The following is a 20,144-nucleotide window of genomic DNA, read 5'->3' on the forward strand; positions in this document are numbered from 1 at the left end:
GTTGAAGATTTTATAAAAGAGTTAAAATCTTATATAAAATATTATAATACAAAACGGATAAAGATAAAACTAAAAGGACTTAGTCCTGTAGAATACAGAACTAAGTCTCAATTAGTAGCTTAATTAATATGTCCAATATTTTGGGTGCATATCAAACTTTAATGCTTTTATTTTTAGCCTAAATTATTATTTAGATAATACACGTGCTAAGCGTACTAGTTCTGGGTCTAATGTTTTGTTGTTATTTACAGAATCATGAAGGTCAATAGCTACAACTTTACCTTCGTTGATACCAAATACGATATTAGACTGACCATTGAGAAGTGCTAAAGCAGCTTTTTCACCTAACATACTAGCTTTTACACGGTCTTCAGCTGTTGGAGAACCACCACGTTGAACGTGACCTAATACAGTTACACGAGTATCGATACCAGTTTTTTCACCGATTTCTTTACCGATATCTACAGCACTGCCTACACCTTCAGCAACAACAACGATGCTATAACGGCGACCATTGTCATAAGATGTTTTGAGTTCATCACAAATTTTGTTAAGGTCATATTTAACTTCTGGAACAAGAACATATTCTGCACCACCAGCGATACCTGCCATCATAGCAAGCCAGCCACATTTACGACCCATAACTTCAAGAACGATGATACGACGATGAGCAGATGCTGTATCACGAAGTTTATTGATTGCATCTAAGATAGTGTTTAATGCAGTATCAGCACCGATAGTATAATCAGAGCCCCAAACATCATTATCGATAGTACCAGGAAGACCAACGATTGGCATACCTAAATCGCTTAATAAAGAACCACCAGTTAAGCTACCATCACCACCGATAATAACTAAACCTTCAATGCCATGACTTTGAAGAATTTTAAGAGCTTCTTTACGAGTTTCTTCTTGTTTGAATTCTGGGCAACGAGCTGTACCTAAGAAAGTACCGCCACGTTGGATAATATCACTAACGCTTTGAGAATTTAATTCTACGATACGATCTTCAAGCATACCTTTGTATCCATCATAGATACCAAATACTTTTACTCCTTCATAAAGAGCTGTACGAACTACCGCACGAGCTGCAGCATTCATTCCTGGGCTATCTCCACCACTAGTCATGATTGCAATAGATTTTAACATATCAAATTACCCCTTTTCTTCTTTGATATACAATATAATGCATATTATTAACTATATAGAAATGCTTATACTAAAATATAAACATATTCGCAACCTTTTAAATATCTGTATTTCCATCTACAGTATGATTTAATTTTACTAATACGCGCGTAATACGAACTCTATCTACTTCTTCGACAAAGAATTCATCATCGCCAAAGTTAGCTTTTTGACCTACACGTGGAGGAGTATCCACCTGTGTAGAAAGCCAACCACCGATAGTATCTATATTTTCTTCTTCAATATTAGTGCCAAACATTTCATTTACATCATCAAGTAACATTTTCGCATCAAGGGAATATAATTTCTCTGTACGTTTTTCTACTGTTGGTCTTTCTTCATCAAATTCATCTTGAATTTCACCAACAATTTCCTCAACAATGTCTTCTAAAGTAACCATACCAGCTGTACCGCCATATTCATCTACAACAATAGCTAATTGTAAACGTTTTCCTTGCATAAGTTTTAACAAATTACGCACTGGCATAGATTCTGGTACGACAGTAACTTCTCTTAATAATGACCTAATATCAATATTTTTGCGCGCATATAATGGATTTAATAAATCTTTTATATGCAAAAATCCTACTATATTATCTTTATCTTCAATACAAACAGGATATCTTGTCATCTGTTCAGTCAACGCTTTTTTTACATTTTCATCAAAAGAGTCTTCTAAATACAAACAAATCATATCTGTTCGAGGGATCATAATCTCTCTAACTGTAAGATTAGATAAATCAAATACATTATCTACAAAAGTCAATTCTGTTTTATCAATATATCCATGTTTATGACTTTCTTCCATCAACAAGCGAATTTCTTCTTCACTATGAGCTTCTTCACCTTCACTTGCCACTTCAAAACCAAGGCGAATTATTACCCAGTTAGCTACATGGTTTAAAATCCATACAGCCGGCCACATAATTTTGTGGAAAATAAGCATTGGTATAGAAATATTAAGCGTTACAGTTTCTGCTTTTTGAATAGCCATAGATTTTGGTGCTAATTCACCTAAAATGATATGCATTGCTGTAATAAGAGAGAAACCTACCACAAGTGCTATAGAATGAGCAAAATCTTCACCAAAGCCAAAGAACTGCACAACCGGTACTAATAAAGCTGCAACAGCTGGCTCACCAACCCAACCTAAACCAAGGGATGCAAGTGTTATCCCTAACTGTGTTACTGATAAAGATGCATCTAAATGGTCTGTGAGCTTTTTGGCATATTTAGCTCGTGTATTACCTTCTTGTAAAAGCGTTTCCAAACGAGAGGAACGAATTTTTACAAGGGCAAATTCCGCCGCTACGAAAAAACCATTCATAAACACTAAAAATACTACTAAAATTAATTTCAACAGAACTTCAATTAGCTCCAATAATTAATTACCTGTATCAACTATTTATACTAACATTGAAACAGGTAATTCACCTCCTATATTGTATAAATTTAAATCTAGTATAATTATATAAAATCATAAGTTATTTTTCAACTTTTTCTTTATCTGAATATTTTTACGTTGTACTTACTTTTAATTTACATTTTAGTATAGTTAATAAAAATTCTTTAAATAGATTTAAAAATTCATATACTAGTTCAACGTATTTTGAGCTTTCTATATCACAGGAATTCCATTATTATCATCATAAGTAGCTGTACAATGAGGATAATTTGAGCATGCCCAAAACCAACCATTTTTACCGCGAATTCTACGTAAATTGCCTTCTTTACAACGTGTACATAAATATTTTGATGTAGCTTTAGTATTTTTATTTTTCTCTATAGGCATTGCTGAAAATTTTTCTTTAGGAGCAAAATTCATCTTTTTCGTATTTTCTCTAGCGATTAAATCCCAAGCTGAAATCAATTGATTATCTTGCTGAAATATCTCATTTTGCCCAGATTTTATATAATTTTTATCACTATTATTATAACTCATTTGTCGATAATTATTGAAATTAAATTTTGTTTTTTCTATATCTGGCTTGCCATCTACATCATTACAAGTCATACGACAATTAGGAAAGTTAGAACAGCCCCAAAACTCACCATTTTTACCTTTGCGTTTTACTAAAATACCTTGATTACATCTAGGACATTTATATTCATGCTCTTGTACCAAAACTGTCTTTGTTGCTTTAATACATAAATTCTGCGTAAATTCTGCCTGTTTAGCTAAAAATTCTTCAATTGTTCCCTGACCTTCAGATAAAGAATGAAGATAATCTTCCCAAACAGCTGTAGAGTCTGGATATGTCATTTCATCTGGCAGTGCATCAATTAAAATATATGCCGACTGTGTTGGCACTAAATATTTCTTTTTACCTTCAAGTTGTAAAAAATTTCTCTTTACTAAATCTTCGATAATAGTTGCTCTTGTCGCTTCTGTGCCAATACCATAAATATCTTTTAATTTTTTCTTAACTTCTACATCTTTTACATATTTATGAATATCTTTCATACCTGCAAGCAGTGTCGAACTTGTAAAGCGAGTTGGTGGTTTTGTAGATTTTTTATCATATTCGCCTTTTACATATTCTACTTCATCACCTTTTTTCATAAGTGGCAATGAATTTTGTTCTTCTTTTTCTTCATTATCTTCTTTTTTATCGTCTTCATTTAAAGATTTTTCTTTATTATTTTGCACATATAATTCTTTCCAGCCCATCTGTTTTACGACTCTACCACTTGTTACAAACAATTCTTGCATATATTCTATGCTGATTTTAGTCTGGTCATAAATATGAACTGGATAAAATTGTGCTATATATGCTTGAGCTATTAAAAAGTAAATATTTCTTTCTTCTGTAGTCAAACTCATTAAATTAACTTTTACTTTTGTTGGAATAATCGCATGATGAGCTGTAATTTTTTTATCATTCCATGCTCTACTTTTCGTTTTTAAATCACATTTTTTTGCCCAATTAGCCAATTGCTTTTCATTGATATTATATAAATTCTGCAAAATAATTTTAGCATCACTAAACTGGCTTTGTGGTAAATATTCACAATCGGAACGTGGATATGTCGTCAATTTTTTCTCATATAATTTTTGTGCAGTATCTAATACTAATTGCGGGTCATATCCATATTTTTTACCTGCCAAAACTTGCAAACTAGATAAAGAAAATGGCAATCTTTGTGCTTCTTTTTTCTGTGCTTTTTGATAAGCTGTTATTTTTCCTGCTTCTGTTTTTTGAGCAAATTTACCGATTAAAGCTTTAGCTATATTTTCATCAATTAAACGATTTTCAAAATCTAGTCCCGCCTGTGTATCTTTAGGCTTCCATGTGGCACTAAATTCACCATTTTCATTAGCAAATATTGCTTTTATCGTGAAGTAATCCACTGGTTTAAAATCTTTTAATTCGCGTTCTCTGCGGACAACTAAAGCAAGTGTCGGTGTTTTTACTCTACCTACAGCAAATACACCTTTTTTCCCTGCTCTTCTTGCTGCCAAAGTATATGCCCTAGACAAATTCATACCGATAAGCCAATCTGCTCTTGCTCTAGCTAAAGCAGATTTTTTTAAATTCAAAAAATCTCGATTATCTCGCAAATCTTTATTAGCTTTTTTTATACTTTCCTCGTCTAAGGCATTTAATAAAATTCGCTTTACAGGTTTTTGACAATTTAAATAATCTAAAACTTCATCAATCAATAATTGCCCTTCTCTATCAGGGTCGCCTGCATGAACTATTTCATCAGCTTTATCAATAAGATTTTTAATAATACCAAATTGCTTTTTGCAAGACTCATCTATAATCATTTTCCACTGTTTGGGTATAATCGGTAAATCTTCAGCTTTCCAATTTTTATATTTAGCATTGTATTCTTCTGGCTCAGCTTGACGCAAAATATGACCAAAAGCCCATGTTACAATTCCATCTTTAGTTATTAAATATCCATCTTTTCTTTGCACAGGGCCTGTCAAACATTTTGCAATCTCTGCTCCCATACTTGGTTTTTCAGCTATATATAAACGCATAATTTCATCTCCTAAATTACTTGAATTAATTAAAAATAAAATTATAAATCGCTACAAAAACAAATATAGTCCATGCTATGAGAAAAATTCCACAAATAGCTAAAAGCCAAGGCATTTTCGGCCCTAAATAATCTGCCTGTGCTTCTGATTTTGCTCTGACAGAAGCAGGTAACATCTGAAGCATTGCATATAAAATTCCCGGCACAACTACTGCATCATCTAATAATCCCAGTCCCGGTATCATATCTGGTAAAAAATCAATAGGACTTATAAGATATAAAAACGCTACAATTGTCATTGTTTTTATCATCTTAGGTGTATTTCTATTAAATAAAGCTGTAAATAAAATTAAAATATCTCTTCTACTTGAACTGATAAACGATATAATTCGTGTAAACATTTAAAATTCTCCTTAATAAACTTATAAATTAAATAAAATAAAAGCTCTATATTAAATATTAATTATTATACTTAATATAGAGCTTTATGTGAACTATAATTTATTTTTCTATTTTTTCTTCAGGAAAAATTATATCTGCCTCAAACATACGTTGCCATGGAAATCTTATTTGTGCATCAGCCACATAAGATTGACCTTCAAATTTTTCTAAACCATAATCAGCTATCATTTTCTGTAAAGCTTCTGTAGCTAATTTTTCTGCTGGTAAAGTTCTAGTTTTTGTATTACCATAATCGCCTTCACCAGGCATAGAGTTTAATCTATTCGCTACAGCTTGTCTGATATTTGCCTGATAGAGCCAATCATCTAAATAGCGGACTTCAAGCATTTTTAAAATGCCCACTCTATCTGTATAATTTGCTCCCATGCCCATAGCCAAAGCATAACCTGTACTATTTGTAGGTGTATTCCAACCTGAATAAGCATTTAATTTATCCAATAAATTTTTACCATATAAACTAAACATTAAAGCATTATCAGAGCCATTGCCAAATGTGATATCGCCAATACCTACTTTTTTATTAGCCTGTACAGCTTCATCGACCATATTGACAAAATCTATGATATTTTCGTTTGGTATATATACATTATTTAAATCATTAGCTGCACCTGTTGTACCGTCAAAATTAGTATTAACCATGAATACTAAATCTGCTCTTTTATCGCTATTGACTTTCATACCGCCAGCCATTTTGATATGAGTCGCTATAGAATTTTTAATTGGCTCATTAGAATATGCAGGTATCGTATTTTCTCCTGTACCTTTAGCATAATGAACACTTACAAATGGAATATCACCTTGTAAATTATTCACTGCTCTAGTTAATAAAACGTAACCAATTTCATCAATTCCAGCTACTGATTGATATTTCAACTTACCTAAATCACTGCCATAATTATCAAGCGCACGGCGTTCTTTATTTGTCTGTGAATATTTCGCATTATCATCACAACCTAATGCTAAATAAGTAATCACATCATTTCTAGCTAAATCAATTAAATTCTTACTTACTAAAAAATTACCTTGTCTACGAGAAAGCCAATCATCTAGAGCTGCTTTTGGTATTTTTTGTTCATATTGTTTTAACTGTTTTCTTTCTTTATGTGTTAGTCCATCTTGTTCTAATTTATCAGTCAATGCAGTATAACGCGCAATATCTGTACCATATTGGGCATAATAATTTGCATCTTCACTACCTGACGCTTCACTTGTTTGAGGTGTTCTCATAATTGAGCCAAATACATATAATTTCATATTTGGATTTGTTTGATGTATTTTCTCAAAATTATGCACTCTAGCTAAAACAACATCTTCACTTAAATTATGCTTTCTTGAAGCAACAAGACTACCATAAACCATAGAGTCTGAAGATATTACTGCTGCATCAGCTTTTTTTGCATTTTCTATCACCCATTTAGATAACTCTTCTGGTTTTGCATAAGGATTTTCTCTATTACCTAAGAGTTCTTCTGGTGGTGTCAATACTTCATATCCTAAATCACGAATATTATCTGCTGTCTGCTTAAAAGAAATCGGTCTATTATCATGGGGTACAAAAATAATAGTTTTATTTAAACTAGCAAAAACAACATTCGGTACATAAACTACTATCATCATCAAAAAAAGACATAATAGTTGTTTTAAATATTTAAACTGCACTTTATCACCTCATTAATTATAAATATCTTAATCATAATAAATTATATCATAATTTCAATCATACTAGAAAAGCCTGCAAAATAATATGCAGGCTTTTTAATTTAATATTTTAAATGCTTTTTCAATACTGTTTCATTTAATTTATTACCAGAAACATCGAAATTAGCTTCAAAAATTCTATTCCATGGCATTGTTATCGAAACATTTACTGCTTCATTAAATAAATTTAAATTATCACTTACAAAAGAACGCATTAATTTTGTACCATATTCTTCAATATATGGTCTTTTTGTATCTCCTATAGTTAAATAATCACCACTACCTGGCAATAAATTTAAATAAGAGTTCACACTTTGACGAACATTTGCTTGATATACCCAATCATCTAAATATCTAGTCAATAATAATTCATTGCGCTTATCTTGGCTTATCTGATTGCCTACAATTCCCATACCTAATGCAAAACCAGTGCTATTAGTTGCTGTATTCCAACCAGCATATCCATATAATTTATCTAATAAATCTCTATCTTGTAATTGTTTCATCAAAGCATTGTCTGCTCCATTAGCAAAAGCAATATCACCTACAGCCACATGATAGCCTGCATTGACAAAGCTTTCTATATCTTCAACAAAATCCATTGTATTATATCTTGGTTGAAGCGTATTTACTGGAGTATTAGCATCATATGTCCAGCCACTGCGATTAGTATTTATAAACATTACTAAATTAGCTTTTTTCAAATCATATGTTCTAATACCACCGATAGCCGTTATTTGACTTGTAAGTGTATTATCTATAGACTCATCTGAATATGTTGGCACAGTTGCTCCGCCATAACCAGAAGCATATTTTATATAAACATATGGCTTATAATTTTCTAATTCATTAACAGCTCTAGTCAAAACTAAAAGCCCAACTTCATCTAAACCAGTCAAAACTTGGAAACGATTATTTTTTAATCCTAAACTATTTGCATATTCTCTCAACTCATTACTTTCTCTATGAGTCTGGGATAATTTAGAATTATCATCTTTTCCTGTTGCCATATACACTACATCATTGTTTTTAACTAAATTTATCAATTGTTTATTGACTTCCACATTTGTTCTGCGACGGGAAAGCCAATCTTTTAAAGCTGCCTCTGGCACACCTTCTCTTAGGGCTACTTGATAACTTTCATTTAATCCTGAAGTATCAGCATTATCAATTTTTGTATAATTAGCTATAGCTTGTCCATATTTTACATAGTATTCTGGCTCTTCTGTTCCTGAAGAAGCTCCATCTTTTGGCGTTCTCATAATAGAAGAAAATACATATATAGGCATCTTAGGGTGCGTATCATGCAACTTTTCTATATTTTTTACACGTCTTAACAATAAATCTTTTGGTATATGATGTTTTCTTGAAGCTACTAAACTTCCATAAATCATAGCATCAGAAGATATTACTGCTACTTTATCTTTACCACCATTTTCCACTAACCAACGATTAATTTCTTCTGGTCTGCCAGCTTTATCTCTATCACCTAATAAATCTTTTGGTGGCATCTCTACAGTATAACCCATAGAACGGATTACTTGTGCTGTTTGATCGGAAGATATCGGTCTATCATCTTGAGGCACATACAAAATTACTTTTTTCTCATCTTTAGCAAATACTTTTTCTACATTAAAAATATTTACTAAACAAACAACTAAACAAATTCCTAAAACTAGTTTTTTCCAACTCCTAGAATACAAAGTTTACACCTCTCCACTGCCAAATAGCGTATTATCTTCTCTGCTTTTTATTTTCTTTCATATTCTTTTTTTGCTCTTTAGTTAAAGTTATTCCTGCAGCTTTTAAATCTTCAGATTTCACCTGATCAATAATTTTTGTTAAAAGCTCTTTTCTATGTTCTTTTTCATAATCTAATATAGCTTGATAAAAATTATAATCTACATCTTTTACACTCATTGTATTCATATTTTGAGTTGGTCTTTCATAATTAACATACAAAGAGTTATATCCTTGGTCTAAATATACACATTCTGTATATTCTACTGTTTTATCTTTTATATTTATTCGCAAATATTCTGCTACACCAGATAATTCATCAAATCTATACGTGCTTAAATTTCTCCATTGTCTTTTCATTATCACATCTTGAATTTGCATATTATCAAAAAGTCTTACTGTTGGTACAATTAAAATATTCGTGTCGGCATAGCCATCTGCTCCAATTTCATAGGTCATAGCATCTTTATTAAAATAATAACTTGAACGAGGTGTTGCCTGTACCCACTGAAAAACTTCTTCAGATAACGGTTCTGTCGCCGCAAAAGAATTATTTATTGGAAAACTAATAACAGTCATTAAGCTTAATACTAAAATAAAAAGATATCTTTTCACTATATTTCTCCTTTCTTCAATATACAAATAACTATCTAACTATATAATGATATCATATTTAATATTCAATTTAAAGATAATAACTATTATTATTAAATTTATACTAAAAATTTTTTCACAATTATGGTATTATATGATAGTATACAAAATAAATCTCAGAAAGGTTTTGTCATGTCAATAAAAGAATATTTTAAATTTGAAGAACGAAAAACTTCTTATTTTACTGAAACCCTTGCTGGTTTTACTACCTTTTTAACTATGGCATATATCATCATCTTAAATCCTAGTGTTCTAAGCCAGACAGGTATGGATTTTAATGGTGTATTTTTTGCCACAATAATTGCAACTATTGTCGGTTGCTTATTCATGGGGATTTTTGCTAATTACCCTATAGCGATTGCTCCTGGACTTGCAATGAATGCTTACTTTAGTTTTGTTGTAGTAATTTCTATGGGAATTCCTTGGCAAGAAGCTTTAGGCGCTGTATTTATTTCCGCTTTAATCTTTTTAATCCTTTCATTGACATCATTTCGTCAAGCTGTCATCAATGCTATACCAGCTTCAATGAAAGAAGGTATCAGTGCTGGTATCGGTTTATTTATCAGTTTTGTCGGTCTTCAAAGTGCTCATATTATTGTAGCTTCTCCAGCTACCCTAGTTACTCTTGGTAATTTTACTGACCCTGTAACTTATATGTCACTTATCGGTTTATTTATAAGCATTATTTTAGTGGTAAATAATGTACGTGGTGCTTTGTTTTTAGGCATGATTATTACCTCTATATTATCTTTCCTTTTTGGTTATATCAGCTTACCTGATACTATTTTCAGTACACCTGAACTCGGTAATACATTTATGCAAATGGATATCATGGGAGCTATTTCTCATAATCTTTATACTATAATTTTTACATTTTTCATTGTTACTTTATTTGACACTACTGGTACTATGCTTGGTATTGCCAAACAAGCAGGATTGATGAAAAATGATACTTTTCCTAATGTAAAAAGCGCTCTTTTAGCAGATTCTATCGCTAGCCTTGTTGGTTCTATTTTTGGTACAAGCCCAACATCTGCTTATGTTGAATCTGGTTCTGGTGTAGCTAGTGGTGGTCGTACTGGTTTTGTAAACGTCATCATTGCTTTATTATTCCTCTTAATGCTTTTTACAGCTCCAATTGCTAAAGTTTTATCCACTGTTCCAGCAGTTACTGCACCAGCATTAATTATTGTTGGTTTTTATATGATGAGCAGTTTATCTCGTATAAATTGGGATGATATGCAAGAAGCTTTTCCTGCTTTCTTGATTTTTCTAATGATGCCATTATCTTACAGTATCACTGATGCTGTTGGTATCGGTATTATCTCTTATTGCTTAATAAAAATATTCTCTGGAAAAATTAAACAAGTTCACCCTCTACTTTATGTATTTATGCTTTTGTTTATTATCCAATTTGTAGTCTTAAGCAATTAAAAATTTGATACTTAAGGAGGTCCTTTATCTTCTATGTTTTTTCGCAAATATAAAATTCTTGGTAGTTCTTTAATTGTCGCAGCTTGTATCAGTATTGGTTTTCCTAGTCAAGCTAGTATGACTCCTATGCAAAATAATTATACTTTAAAGGGCTTAAGTCAACATCAACAACGCGAAACAAGTGCTGTTATTGCTTTAAAAACTGATAATGATGATAATACTTTTGATAAAAAAGAAACATCTAATCACTCTGTATCAGAAAAAATCGCTGCTATTTTAAAAGGCGACTCTGATAAAAAAGAACAAGATAAAGTAGTAAATTATGGCAGTTCTTCTATCATGGGTTCAGCTATTGCAACTCGTGAACAATGCGTAAATTACCTGCTCAAAAATAACCCAAATCCTAAAATTACAGTTTCTGCTGAAGAATTAGTTGATTATTATTATGAAGAAGCTGGCAAAGAAGGAATTCGTCCTGATGCAGCTTTTGCTCAAGCTTTAAAAGAAACAGGATTTTTTAGATATGGTGGTACAGTAATACCTGACCAAAATAATTATTGCGGTCTAGGTACAACAAGTGCTACTGTAAAAGGTGCTTATTTTGAAACAGCTCGTATTGGTGTTAGAGCTCATATTCAACATTTATTGGCTTATGCTTCCGTTAGACCTCCTCGCGAAGATGTAGTAGATCCACGTTATTCCTTAGTTCGTGCCGTTTATTCTACATCAACAATTGATACATGGCCTGGTTTAAATGGTCGTTGGGCAGTTCCTGGAAATAATTACGGACAAGAAATTCTACAAATTTTAGATAATATTACAGAAGAATAAATAAAAAGAGTTGAAATATATACTTGAAGATTTTCAAATTAATATTTCAACTCTTTTTTATTAAAAATTTTAAGCTCATCAAAAATCCATATTCTAAGCGATAAATAAACTGTTATACTATTTTTCACTTATTTGCTATAATAAACATAATTATTTTATTTAAATACATTATATTAAAAATTTATGATAGAAGGTGTTAATTTGATAAAATTTCCTAAACAAACAAAATACAGTTCCTCTCATCGTTTACGGGAAATGGTGCTTGTTTTACGTAAGCATAATGTACTTACAAGCGATATGACACCTGAAAAATTGCGTTTAATCCTAGAAGATTTAGGCCCTACATTTGTAAAATTAGGTCAAATACTCTCTTTAAAACCAGGATTTTTACCTGCCGATTATGCTATTGAACTGACTAAATTGCAAACACAAGCTAAGCCTTTAGATTTTAGCATCATTAAAGACTGCCTTGAAAAAGAATATAATAAAAAAATAGAAGATGTTTTTCTCGATATAGATGACCATGCACTTGGCTCTGCTTCTATAGCTCAAGTACATAAAGCTACATTAAAAACTGGTGAAAAAATTGTCATCAAAGTACAACGTCCTGGAATTTATGAAGTAATGGCTAAAGATATAGTTTTATTAAAACGAGCTGTATCTATCTTACAAGTCTTTAAAACTTCATCTAGCATTTTAGATTTTAACGCCATTCTTGATGAAATGTGGAATATCACTAAGCAAGAAATGGATTTCATGATGGAAGCTGAACATATTGATGAATTTAAACGACTCAATAGTGAAGATATTTTCGTTGATTGTCCTACTGTAAAACATGAACTGACTACAGCTCGCGTACTTGTAATGGAATATATTGACGGTCATCGCATTGATGAAATCAGCAAATTAAAAGCCCAAGGTTATAATGTTGAAGAATTAGGTATTCATCTTGGCAAAAATTATGTAAAACAAATCATTGAAGATGGCTATTTTCATGCTGATCCTCACCCAGGTAATATTTGGATAAAAAACGGTAAAATTATTTGGCTTGATTTAGGTATGATGGGACGCTTATCTTCTAAAGAACGTGATGCTTTAAAAAAAGCTGTTTACGCCCTTGTTCAACATGATACTTATGAGATGAAAAACGCTATTTTAACTTTAGGTACTGTTCAAGGAAAATTAAATCATATCCAACTTTATGAAGATATTGATAATCTAATGAACCGCTATAGTAATGCCAATTTCCAAACATTAAAATTAAGTGAATTAGCACATGATATCATAACTGTTGCTCGCCGTCATAAACTCTCTATAAACCCTGGTCTAAGTATGTTTGCTCGTGGTGTCGTTACAATTGAATCAGTTCTCAAAATTTGTTGTCCTAATGTCAATTTTATTGATATTTTTGCCTCTTATATGCGAGCTGATTTTAAACGAAATTTCAGTTGGAAAGAAGAATTTACTAAATTCAAACGAGATAGCTATTTAATGCTTCAAAAATCCATGCATATACCAGAACAATTATCTGATATCCTAAAAATGACAATGAGCGGACAAACTAAAGTTAATTTAGACTTAACAGGCTCAGAAGAACCACTTCGTCGTTTAGATAAAATGATTAATAAATTAATCATCGGTATCATTTGCTCTGCACTACTTTTAGGCTCTAGCATCATCTGCACTACTAATATGACACCTCAAATAATGGAAATCCCTATTTTAGGTGTATTAGGATATCTAGTAGCCGTCTTCTTATCAATTCGTTTAATGATTAACATTTTTAAAGAAAAATAGGTTCTTTACGTTCATTTTTCTTTTATACAAAAGAAAAACGAACCAAAAAGAAAACTACCCGCTCACGCACTTTTTACTTTGATAAAGATAAAAATATGCCAACAACGTTCTAAACTCACTACGTTCAAACAGTAGAACTAAAACCATTGTCATATTTTTATCTTTACCAATAGCCTACGGCTACCGCAAAAAGATGCTAAAATGCGGGAAATATTTGGTATTATTAATTATTAAATAATTTAGCAATTTTTATTTTCCGCATTATAAAATTTTGTGGTAACCGTAAGGTTATTGAAAATAATTATCTTTGAATACGTTTTTAGTCTGAATGTTTGAGCGAAGCGAGTTTCTAAGCGTTGTATGAAAAGATAATTATTTTCAAAACTAAAATTTTATCTGCGGTGAGTATTCTTTTGTTACTTTTCTTTGCCCACCAAAGAAAAGTAAAGCACATAGAAATATATTTACAATGAAAGGAATGTTTTTTTATGCAAGGAATTAGAGGAGCTATCACTGTGGAGAATGATAATCGTGAAGAGATTATTGAGGCTGTAAAAAAATTATTAATAAACATTCTTGAAGCTAATGATATTACTGCTGAAGATATTGGTGCTGCTTTATTTAGTGCTACTAAAGATTTATCTAGTGTATTTCCTGCTTTTGCTGCACGTCAATTACCTAATTGGGATTTAGTGCCACTTTTTGATGCTCAACAATTGTATGTAGAAAACAGTATGGAAAAATGTATCCGCGTCTTACTTTTGGTGAATACTGATAAAACACAAAAGGAAATAAAACATATTTATTTAGGTAGAGCAAGTCAACTTCGCCCTGATATTGCCAAAGCTTAAATGGTGTTATTATGTCAGAAACATTTTATCGCCTTTTATTCATATTTATTGATGTTATTTTACCTCTAACTATAGGATATTATTTCCATAAATATAAGATAATATCTTTAAATACTTGTAATTTCCTCTTAAAATTAAATATCCGTTTCATCATGATAATCACTGGACTTGGTAGTTTTTGGTTGATAAAAATAGATCAAAATTTATTTTTATTGGCATTTGTAGGAATTATCCTTATTTCAGCACTTCCAGGATTATTAGCTTATCCATATGTAAACTGGCGACTTGGTAAAAATATACGCAATAGCGGTGCTTATCTTTTAAGTAGTATGCTCTCTAATACAGGTATTTTAGGTGGTTTATGTGCTTATATAGCTATGGGACAATTAGCCTATGCTTATGTCCAAGTTATCGCTATGGTACAAAATATTTTTACACTTTCTTTTTGTTTTCCTCTAGCTGAATATTTTCATCAAAAATTTACAGCGGGTTCGAAAGCAAAATTTCAACCGAATTGGCGTTCTATTCTAATCAGTTGGAACCAAATTGGTTTACTTAGTATGTTTATCGGTGCTATCTTAAACATTTACGAAGTACCTCGTCCTGATATTTTTGACCCCATTTTTAATGCTTCTGTCCATCTAGGTGCTTGGTTTGGTATTTTACCTATAGGTTATTTATTAAATTTTAAAGCAGCTCGCTTATATAGATATCTAGCTTTGACTATTGTACCTGTTCGTTTTCTTATCATACCTATATTATCATTTATCACCGCTAGCTTATTTACAGATAATGCTTTACTCATTTCAGTCATCACTTTGATTGGTATGTGTCCTATTGGTATCAATTCTGTTTTAGTTACTCAACTATATAAATTAAACACCAGTATTGCTGAAGCAATTTTTTTAATCACTACTATTATCTTTATTTTTATAGCTTATCCTATATTTTTATTTTTAATGACATAAAAAAAGCAGTCAAATACTTTAATTATAAATAAGTATTTGACTGCTTTTTCTCATCTTATAATATAAATTTTTAGTCTTTCATGTAATCAGTAAATAAATTTTCTGCTTTCATAAAATCAGAAATTTTATAGACACCACGCATTACTTCTCTATAATTTTCTGGTGTCAAAGATTGTGGTCCATCAGATAAAGCTTTTGCAGGATTTGGGTGAACTTCAATGATAAGTCCATCTGCTCCAGCTGCTATTGCTGCAAAGCTCATAGGTTTTACCATTCTCCATTTACCTGTACCATGACTTGGGTCTACGATAATTGGTAAATGACTTAAATGTTTTACTGCTGCTACAGCACTCATATCTAATGTATTTCTTGTATATGTTTCATAAGTACGAATACCACGTTCACATAAAATTACATTATGATTGCCTTCATTCATAATATATTCAGCAGCATTTAACCATTCATCAATAGTAGCGCAAAGACCACGTTTGAGCATAACTGGTTTATTACATCTTCCAACTTCTTTTAATAAACGGAAATTTTGCATATTACGTGCACCAATCTGTAAAATATCCGCATAATGAGCTACAGCATCAACAGCTTCTACTTCTGTTACTTCTGTTACTACTTTTAATCCTGTAACTTCACGAGCTTCAGCCAAATATTCAAGACCTTTATTTTCAAGACCCTGGAAAGAATATGGAGAAGTACGAGGTTTATAAGCGCCACCACGTAAAAATTGTGCTCCACCGGCTTTTACGATTTTTGCTGCTTCTAATAATTGTTCACGAGATTCTACTGCACATGGGCCTGCCATTACTACTACATTGCCATCACCGATTTTTACACCATCTACATCAACAACAGTATTTGCTGGGTGGAATTCACGGCTGGCTAATTTATAGGATTTAGAAATAGCCACTGTCTGTTCTACACCTTCCATTGCCTCTACTGCTAGTGAACCCATACGAGTTTTGTCACCTATTACACCAACAATTTTCTGCTGTGCACCTTCCATTATCTTAGCTGTGAGCCCTACACTTTCGATAGCTTTTACTACAGCCATGATATTTTCTTCTCTTGCATCAGGATTCATTATTACAACCATTATTTATTCCACCTTTTCGTTTTATCTATATTTAAGATTAATTTATTTCATTTACTAATTTATTACTAGCTTTATATACTGGGAATTTTCCCAAGTTTTTAAGCCAAAAACATTTTTTACTAGCCTGCATAAGTGCTTCTTGTAAAATATCTTTATCCACATTAGCATCTATTTCTATGAAAAAAATATACTCGCCTAAACTTGTGCGCGCAGGTCTTGATTCAATTCTTGTCATATTTACTTTTCGACAAGCAAAATCACCCAAAAGTTCGTATAAACTGCCAGCTCTACCATCTATCTGACAAATTATCATCATATTAGCTACATCTTGATATTTTTTTACTTTATCTTTATTAGTCAATAAAATAAATCTAGTAAAATTATCTTCAACATCTTGAATATCTGTATCTATTATCTGCAAATTATATAAATCAGCTGCTGTTTTTGTCGCTATTGCCGCATAACCATCTCCATAACAGCTTGCTTTTTCTGCTGCTCTAGCTGTACTAGAAACAGATTCTGTCTTTGCCGTTGGATAATGACTCTTTAAATATTCTCTACATTGAGCTAATGGTTGAATATGAGAAATTATTGTGTGTATCTTAGCATTAGGATTTTTTGTTAATAATTGATTATGTACACTCCATATTAATTCAGACTCTATCATTAAGTCAACATCATGAGCCAAAGTATCCAAGGTAATACGAACTGAACCTTCTATTGAATTTTCCACTGGTACTAAACAATAATCTACATCTTTTTGAGCAACAGCTTGTATAGCATCTTGTATTGTATTATATGCCACTAAATTCATTTTTTCTTTACGTAAATTAGCCATATAAATTGCAGCTTCTTCACTATTTGTTCCATGAGGTCCTAAAAAAGCTAATTTCTTCATGAAAAGCCTCCTTTCTTTTTTATCTAATTGATTTAAAAATAATAAAAGCCTCACCCTAATATAAGGGCGAGGCTGAATTCACGGTACCACCTTATTTATCTATAAAAATATAGATATCTCTCATCAAGTACGGGACTAATCCGATACTGTCCTTTTCGATAACGGTAAGGCTCCGGCTCCACCTACAATAAGTTCAGCGAGCAATTCCGAGGTGAACTTCAATAAATACTTTCATATCAAGTTTCCAGCATCCTTGACTCTCTGTCATGATTATATTTATCTACTTTTCCTCTTCATCATCTTTAGCGTGTTTACATAATATCATATAAAAAAATAAAATGCAATAGTTTTTATTGTAACTTTGTAATATTTAAATAAAATTATTATCAATATAATTTTTCAATTACACTATCATCTATTTTAAAACAATGCTCTTTTGCTGGAAATGTTTTTGCTTTTGTTTCTTCAATATAACCTTTAAAAGCTTTTGTCATTTCTTCACCAACATTTGCAAAGCGTTTCACAAATTTAGGCTTAAATCCGCCAAACATACCAAGCATATCTTGATATACTAAAATCTGACCATCACAATCACTACCTGCACCAATGCCAATTGTCGGTATATTTATTTCTTCAGTGATAATTTTTGCCAATTTATCAGGAATACATTCTAACACTACAGCAAATGCACCTGCTTTTTCTACAGCTTTTGCTTCTTGAAGAATTCTTTTGGCAGCCTCTTCACTTTTCCCTTGAACTTTGAAACCGCCAAAGGCATTAACAGATTGTGGTGTAAGCCCTATATGTGCCATAACAGGAATAGAAGCTTCGACAATTGCCTTTATCTGTGAGCAAACACTTTCTCCACCTTCTAATTTTACTGCCTGACAATGACCTTCTTGCACTAAACGACCTGCATTTTTCACAGCATCATAAACAGATGTCTGATAAGACATAAATGGCATATCACCTACAACTAAAGCATTTTTTGCTCCTCTAGTAACAGCTTTTATATGGTGTATCATATCTTCCATAGTAACAGATAATGTATCTTCATAACCAAGCATAACCATGCCCAAGGAGTCACCTACTAAAATTCCATTAACTCCAGCTTCATCAATCAATTTTGCTGTAGAATAATCATATGCTGTAAGCATTGTAATTTTATCTTTGTTTTCCTTTTGCATTTTAAATGTTGATACTGTATTTTTCACTATCAAAAACCTCTTTCATTTCACTATAATCTTTTAATGAATTTTTACTTTGTGCAATTTCAATTAATTTTTGTGATAATAACTTATAAATTTCTTTTTCTTGATTTAAATTTTCTTGATTAAATGCATTTAAATGTTTTTTTATCGTAACTACATCATTTCTCTCTACTGGGCCAGTCAAAGCATCTTTGATATCAAAAGTAGCTAAATTAGCTACATTTCCCTGTAGTAATGGCAATAAAATATTTTTCGCCATCTTTTTATCTACACCACAACGATTTAATAAATCTATACTCGTGGCAAATAGAGCTGTAACTAAATTACTAGCCATTACTGCACTTGCATGATATAGTGCTTTCTTTTGCGTATCGATTTTTATGATGTCATTACCACATTTTTGAAAAATCTGCATCAAGCTATCTAAATTTTCACTATTACCTTCAATAGTAAATACAGCATTTGCTAAATTTTTATAAGCTTCATACCTATCATTTATCGCACAAAGTGGGTGGATAGAATATGCATATGCACCTTTATTTTGAGCATCAAAAAAAGCGGTCGAAGATATCGAACCGCTACAATGACAAATATTTTTATTTCTAATATCCAGATTTCTCATATAATCCCAAATTTGACTGATACTACCATCAGGCACTGTCAAAAATAAGGTATCACTGTCTTTTAAGATATTTTCAAGATTTATATATAATTTAGTACTAGTAAAATCTGCTGCTGATTTTGCCGATTTTAAAGATTTACTAAAATAACCTACAATCTCTACATCATTTTGACTGCAATTATTTTGTAAATATTTTCCTAGGGAAAAGCCTACTTTCCCCGCACCAATAAATCCTATTTTCATTTTATCACCTCTTTTTCTTGGAAGTAATACAATGAAATCTCTGGTAAGGTCTTGTTCTTTCGATACAATCCTTTTTAATTAGATAAAAATAAAAGTTTGTGGTACAGTTTCGCTTCGAATACTATCCATCACATAATATATCATTTATTATCTATTTCGTATAGAGCTAAAATTTATTTTAATAAATCTTAAATTTTTTCAAAAAAACATTTGACAAATATAAATCAATCTGATATTATAATATACGCGGTTAAGACAACCGCAAACAAATGGCCTTGTAGCTCAGCTGGATTAGAGTGTTTGACTACGAATCAAAAGGTCGCAGGTTCGAGTCCTGCCAAGGTCACCATTTGTAATGGGTAGGTGCCCGAGTGGTTAAAGGGAACGGACTGTAAATCCGTCGCCGTAGGCTACGATGGTTCGAATCCATCCCTGCCCACCATTTTGTA

At 31.6% G+C, this 20,144-nt stretch carries 17 protein-coding genes, 2 tRNA genes and 1 other annotated feature; of the genes, 8 read left to right on the plus strand and 11 right to left on the minus strand.

From position 1 onward, the window contains the following. Positions 1-123, plus strand: a 123-nt coding sequence (locus F553_RS11925; protein ID WP_018999694.1) for an IS3 family transposase, incomplete at its 5' end; no start/stop codon positions are given. Between the two features lie 63 nt (positions 124-186). Here the strand turns inward: F553_RS11925 and pfkA are convergent. The 7 genes from pfkA to F553_RS0109935 form a co-directional block, all read right to left on the minus strand. Further along, complete coding sequence (gene pfkA / locus F553_RS0109905) at positions 187-1,149, minus strand: 6-phosphofructokinase (protein WP_018999976.1); 963 nt, start codon at positions 1,147-1,149, stop codon at positions 187-189. A 97-nt stretch (positions 1,150-1,246) separates the two neighbouring features. Next, positions 1,247-2,569, minus strand: coding sequence for a hemolysin family protein (locus tag F553_RS0109910; protein ID WP_008538782.1), 1,323 nt, complete (start codon positions 2,567-2,569; stop codon positions 1,247-1,249). Positions 2,570-2,806: 237 nt separating this feature from the next. Beyond that, positions 2,807-5,179: a DNA topoisomerase 3 gene (locus tag F553_RS0109915; RefSeq protein ID WP_018999978.1), complete on the minus strand. Its 2,373-nt coding sequence runs from the start codon at positions 5,177-5,179 to the stop codon at positions 2,807-2,809. A gap of 25 nt (positions 5,180-5,204) precedes the next feature. Further along, positions 5,205-5,579: a YkvA family protein gene (locus tag F553_RS0109920; protein ID WP_015562886.1), complete on the minus strand. Its 375-nt coding sequence runs from the start codon at positions 5,577-5,579 to the stop codon at positions 5,205-5,207. A 100-nt stretch (positions 5,580-5,679) separates the two neighbouring features. Next, positions 5,680-7,299 (minus strand): DUF4127 family protein, encoded by a 1,620-nt coding sequence (locus F553_RS0109925; RefSeq protein ID WP_018999979.1) that lies wholly within the window; start codon positions 7,297-7,299, stop codon positions 5,680-5,682. A gap of 101 nt (positions 7,300-7,400) precedes the next feature. After that, positions 7,401-9,041, minus strand: a complete 1,641-nt coding sequence (locus F553_RS0109930; RefSeq protein WP_018999980.1) for a DUF4127 family protein — start codon at positions 9,039-9,041, stop codon at positions 7,401-7,403. A 31-nt stretch (positions 9,042-9,072) separates the two neighbouring features. Next, positions 9,073-9,693, minus strand: coding sequence for a hypothetical protein (locus tag F553_RS0109935; RefSeq protein ID WP_018999981.1), 621 nt, complete (start codon positions 9,691-9,693; stop codon positions 9,073-9,075). Between the two features lie 171 nt (positions 9,694-9,864). On the opposite strand from F553_RS0109935, the gene F553_RS0109940 reads away from it, so the two are divergent. From F553_RS0109940 to F553_RS0109960, 5 genes are all read left to right on the plus strand, one after another. Beyond that, a complete protein-coding gene (locus tag F553_RS0109940; protein ID WP_018999982.1) occupies positions 9,865-11,166 on the plus strand; it encodes an NCS2 family permease in 1,302 nt (433 codons plus the stop codon). A 33-nt stretch (positions 11,167-11,199) separates the two neighbouring features. Then, positions 11,200-11,997 (plus strand): glucosaminidase domain-containing protein, encoded by a 798-nt coding sequence (locus F553_RS0109945; RefSeq protein ID WP_018999983.1) that lies wholly within the window; start codon positions 11,200-11,202, stop codon positions 11,995-11,997. A 183-nt stretch (positions 11,998-12,180) separates the two neighbouring features. Continuing rightward, on the plus strand, positions 12,181-13,794 hold the full coding sequence (locus F553_RS0109950) for an ABC1 kinase family protein (RefSeq protein WP_051081878.1): 1,614 nt from the start codon (positions 12,181-12,183) through the stop codon (positions 13,792-13,794). 488 nt (positions 13,795-14,282) lie between these two features. Next, the gene (aroH, locus tag F553_RS0109955; RefSeq protein ID WP_018999984.1) at positions 14,283-14,645 is read left to right on the plus strand and encodes a chorismate mutase; all 363 of its coding nucleotides are present in this window, start codon (positions 14,283-14,285) and stop codon (positions 14,643-14,645) included. Positions 14,646-14,656: 11 nt separating this feature from the next. Continuing rightward, complete coding sequence (locus F553_RS0109960; RefSeq protein ID WP_018999985.1) at positions 14,657-15,613, plus strand: hypothetical protein; 957 nt, start codon at positions 14,657-14,659, stop codon at positions 15,611-15,613. Between the two features lie 70 nt (positions 15,614-15,683). Here F553_RS0109960 and aroF read toward each other — a convergent pair whose 3' ends face one another. The 4 genes from aroF to F553_RS0109980 form a co-directional block, all read right to left on the minus strand. Beyond that, entirely contained in the window at positions 15,684-16,721 is a 1,038-nt protein-coding gene (gene aroF, locus F553_RS0109965) for a 3-deoxy-7-phosphoheptulonate synthase (protein ID WP_018999986.1), read from the minus strand. Between the two features lie 37 nt (positions 16,722-16,758). After that, on the minus strand, positions 16,759-17,619 hold the full coding sequence (gene pheA, locus F553_RS0109970) for a prephenate dehydratase (RefSeq protein ID WP_018999987.1): 861 nt from the start codon (positions 17,617-17,619) through the stop codon (positions 16,759-16,761). A 59-nt stretch (positions 17,620-17,678) separates the two neighbouring features. Then, positions 17,679-17,925 (minus strand) — a binding site (T-box leader). An 80-nt stretch (positions 17,926-18,005) separates the two neighbouring features. Continuing rightward, positions 18,006-18,833: a 3-methyl-2-oxobutanoate hydroxymethyltransferase gene (gene panB, locus F553_RS0109975; RefSeq protein WP_018999988.1), complete on the minus strand. Its 828-nt coding sequence runs from the start codon at positions 18,831-18,833 to the stop codon at positions 18,006-18,008. Beyond that, positions 18,808-19,695: a Rossmann-like and DUF2520 domain-containing protein gene (locus F553_RS0109980; RefSeq protein WP_018999989.1), complete on the minus strand. Its 888-nt coding sequence runs from the start codon at positions 19,693-19,695 to the stop codon at positions 18,808-18,810. Before F553_RS0109980 ends, panB begins: the two co-directional genes overlap by 26 nt. Positions 19,696-19,966: 271 nt before the next feature. On the opposite strand from F553_RS0109980, the gene F553_RS0109985 reads away from it, so the two are divergent. After that, positions 19,967-20,044: transfer RNA gene (locus F553_RS0109985), tRNA-Arg, on the plus strand. A gap of 8 nt (positions 20,045-20,052) precedes the next feature. Next, positions 20,053-20,137 (plus strand) — tRNA-Tyr (locus F553_RS0109990). The last annotated feature ends 7 nt before the right edge of the window (positions 20,138-20,144 follow it).

This window comes from Megamonas rupellensis DSM 19944, from assembly GCF_000378365.1.
In the GTDB taxonomy this organism is placed as follows: Bacteria; Bacillota; Negativicutes; order Selenomonadales; family Selenomonadaceae; genus Megamonas; species Megamonas funiformis.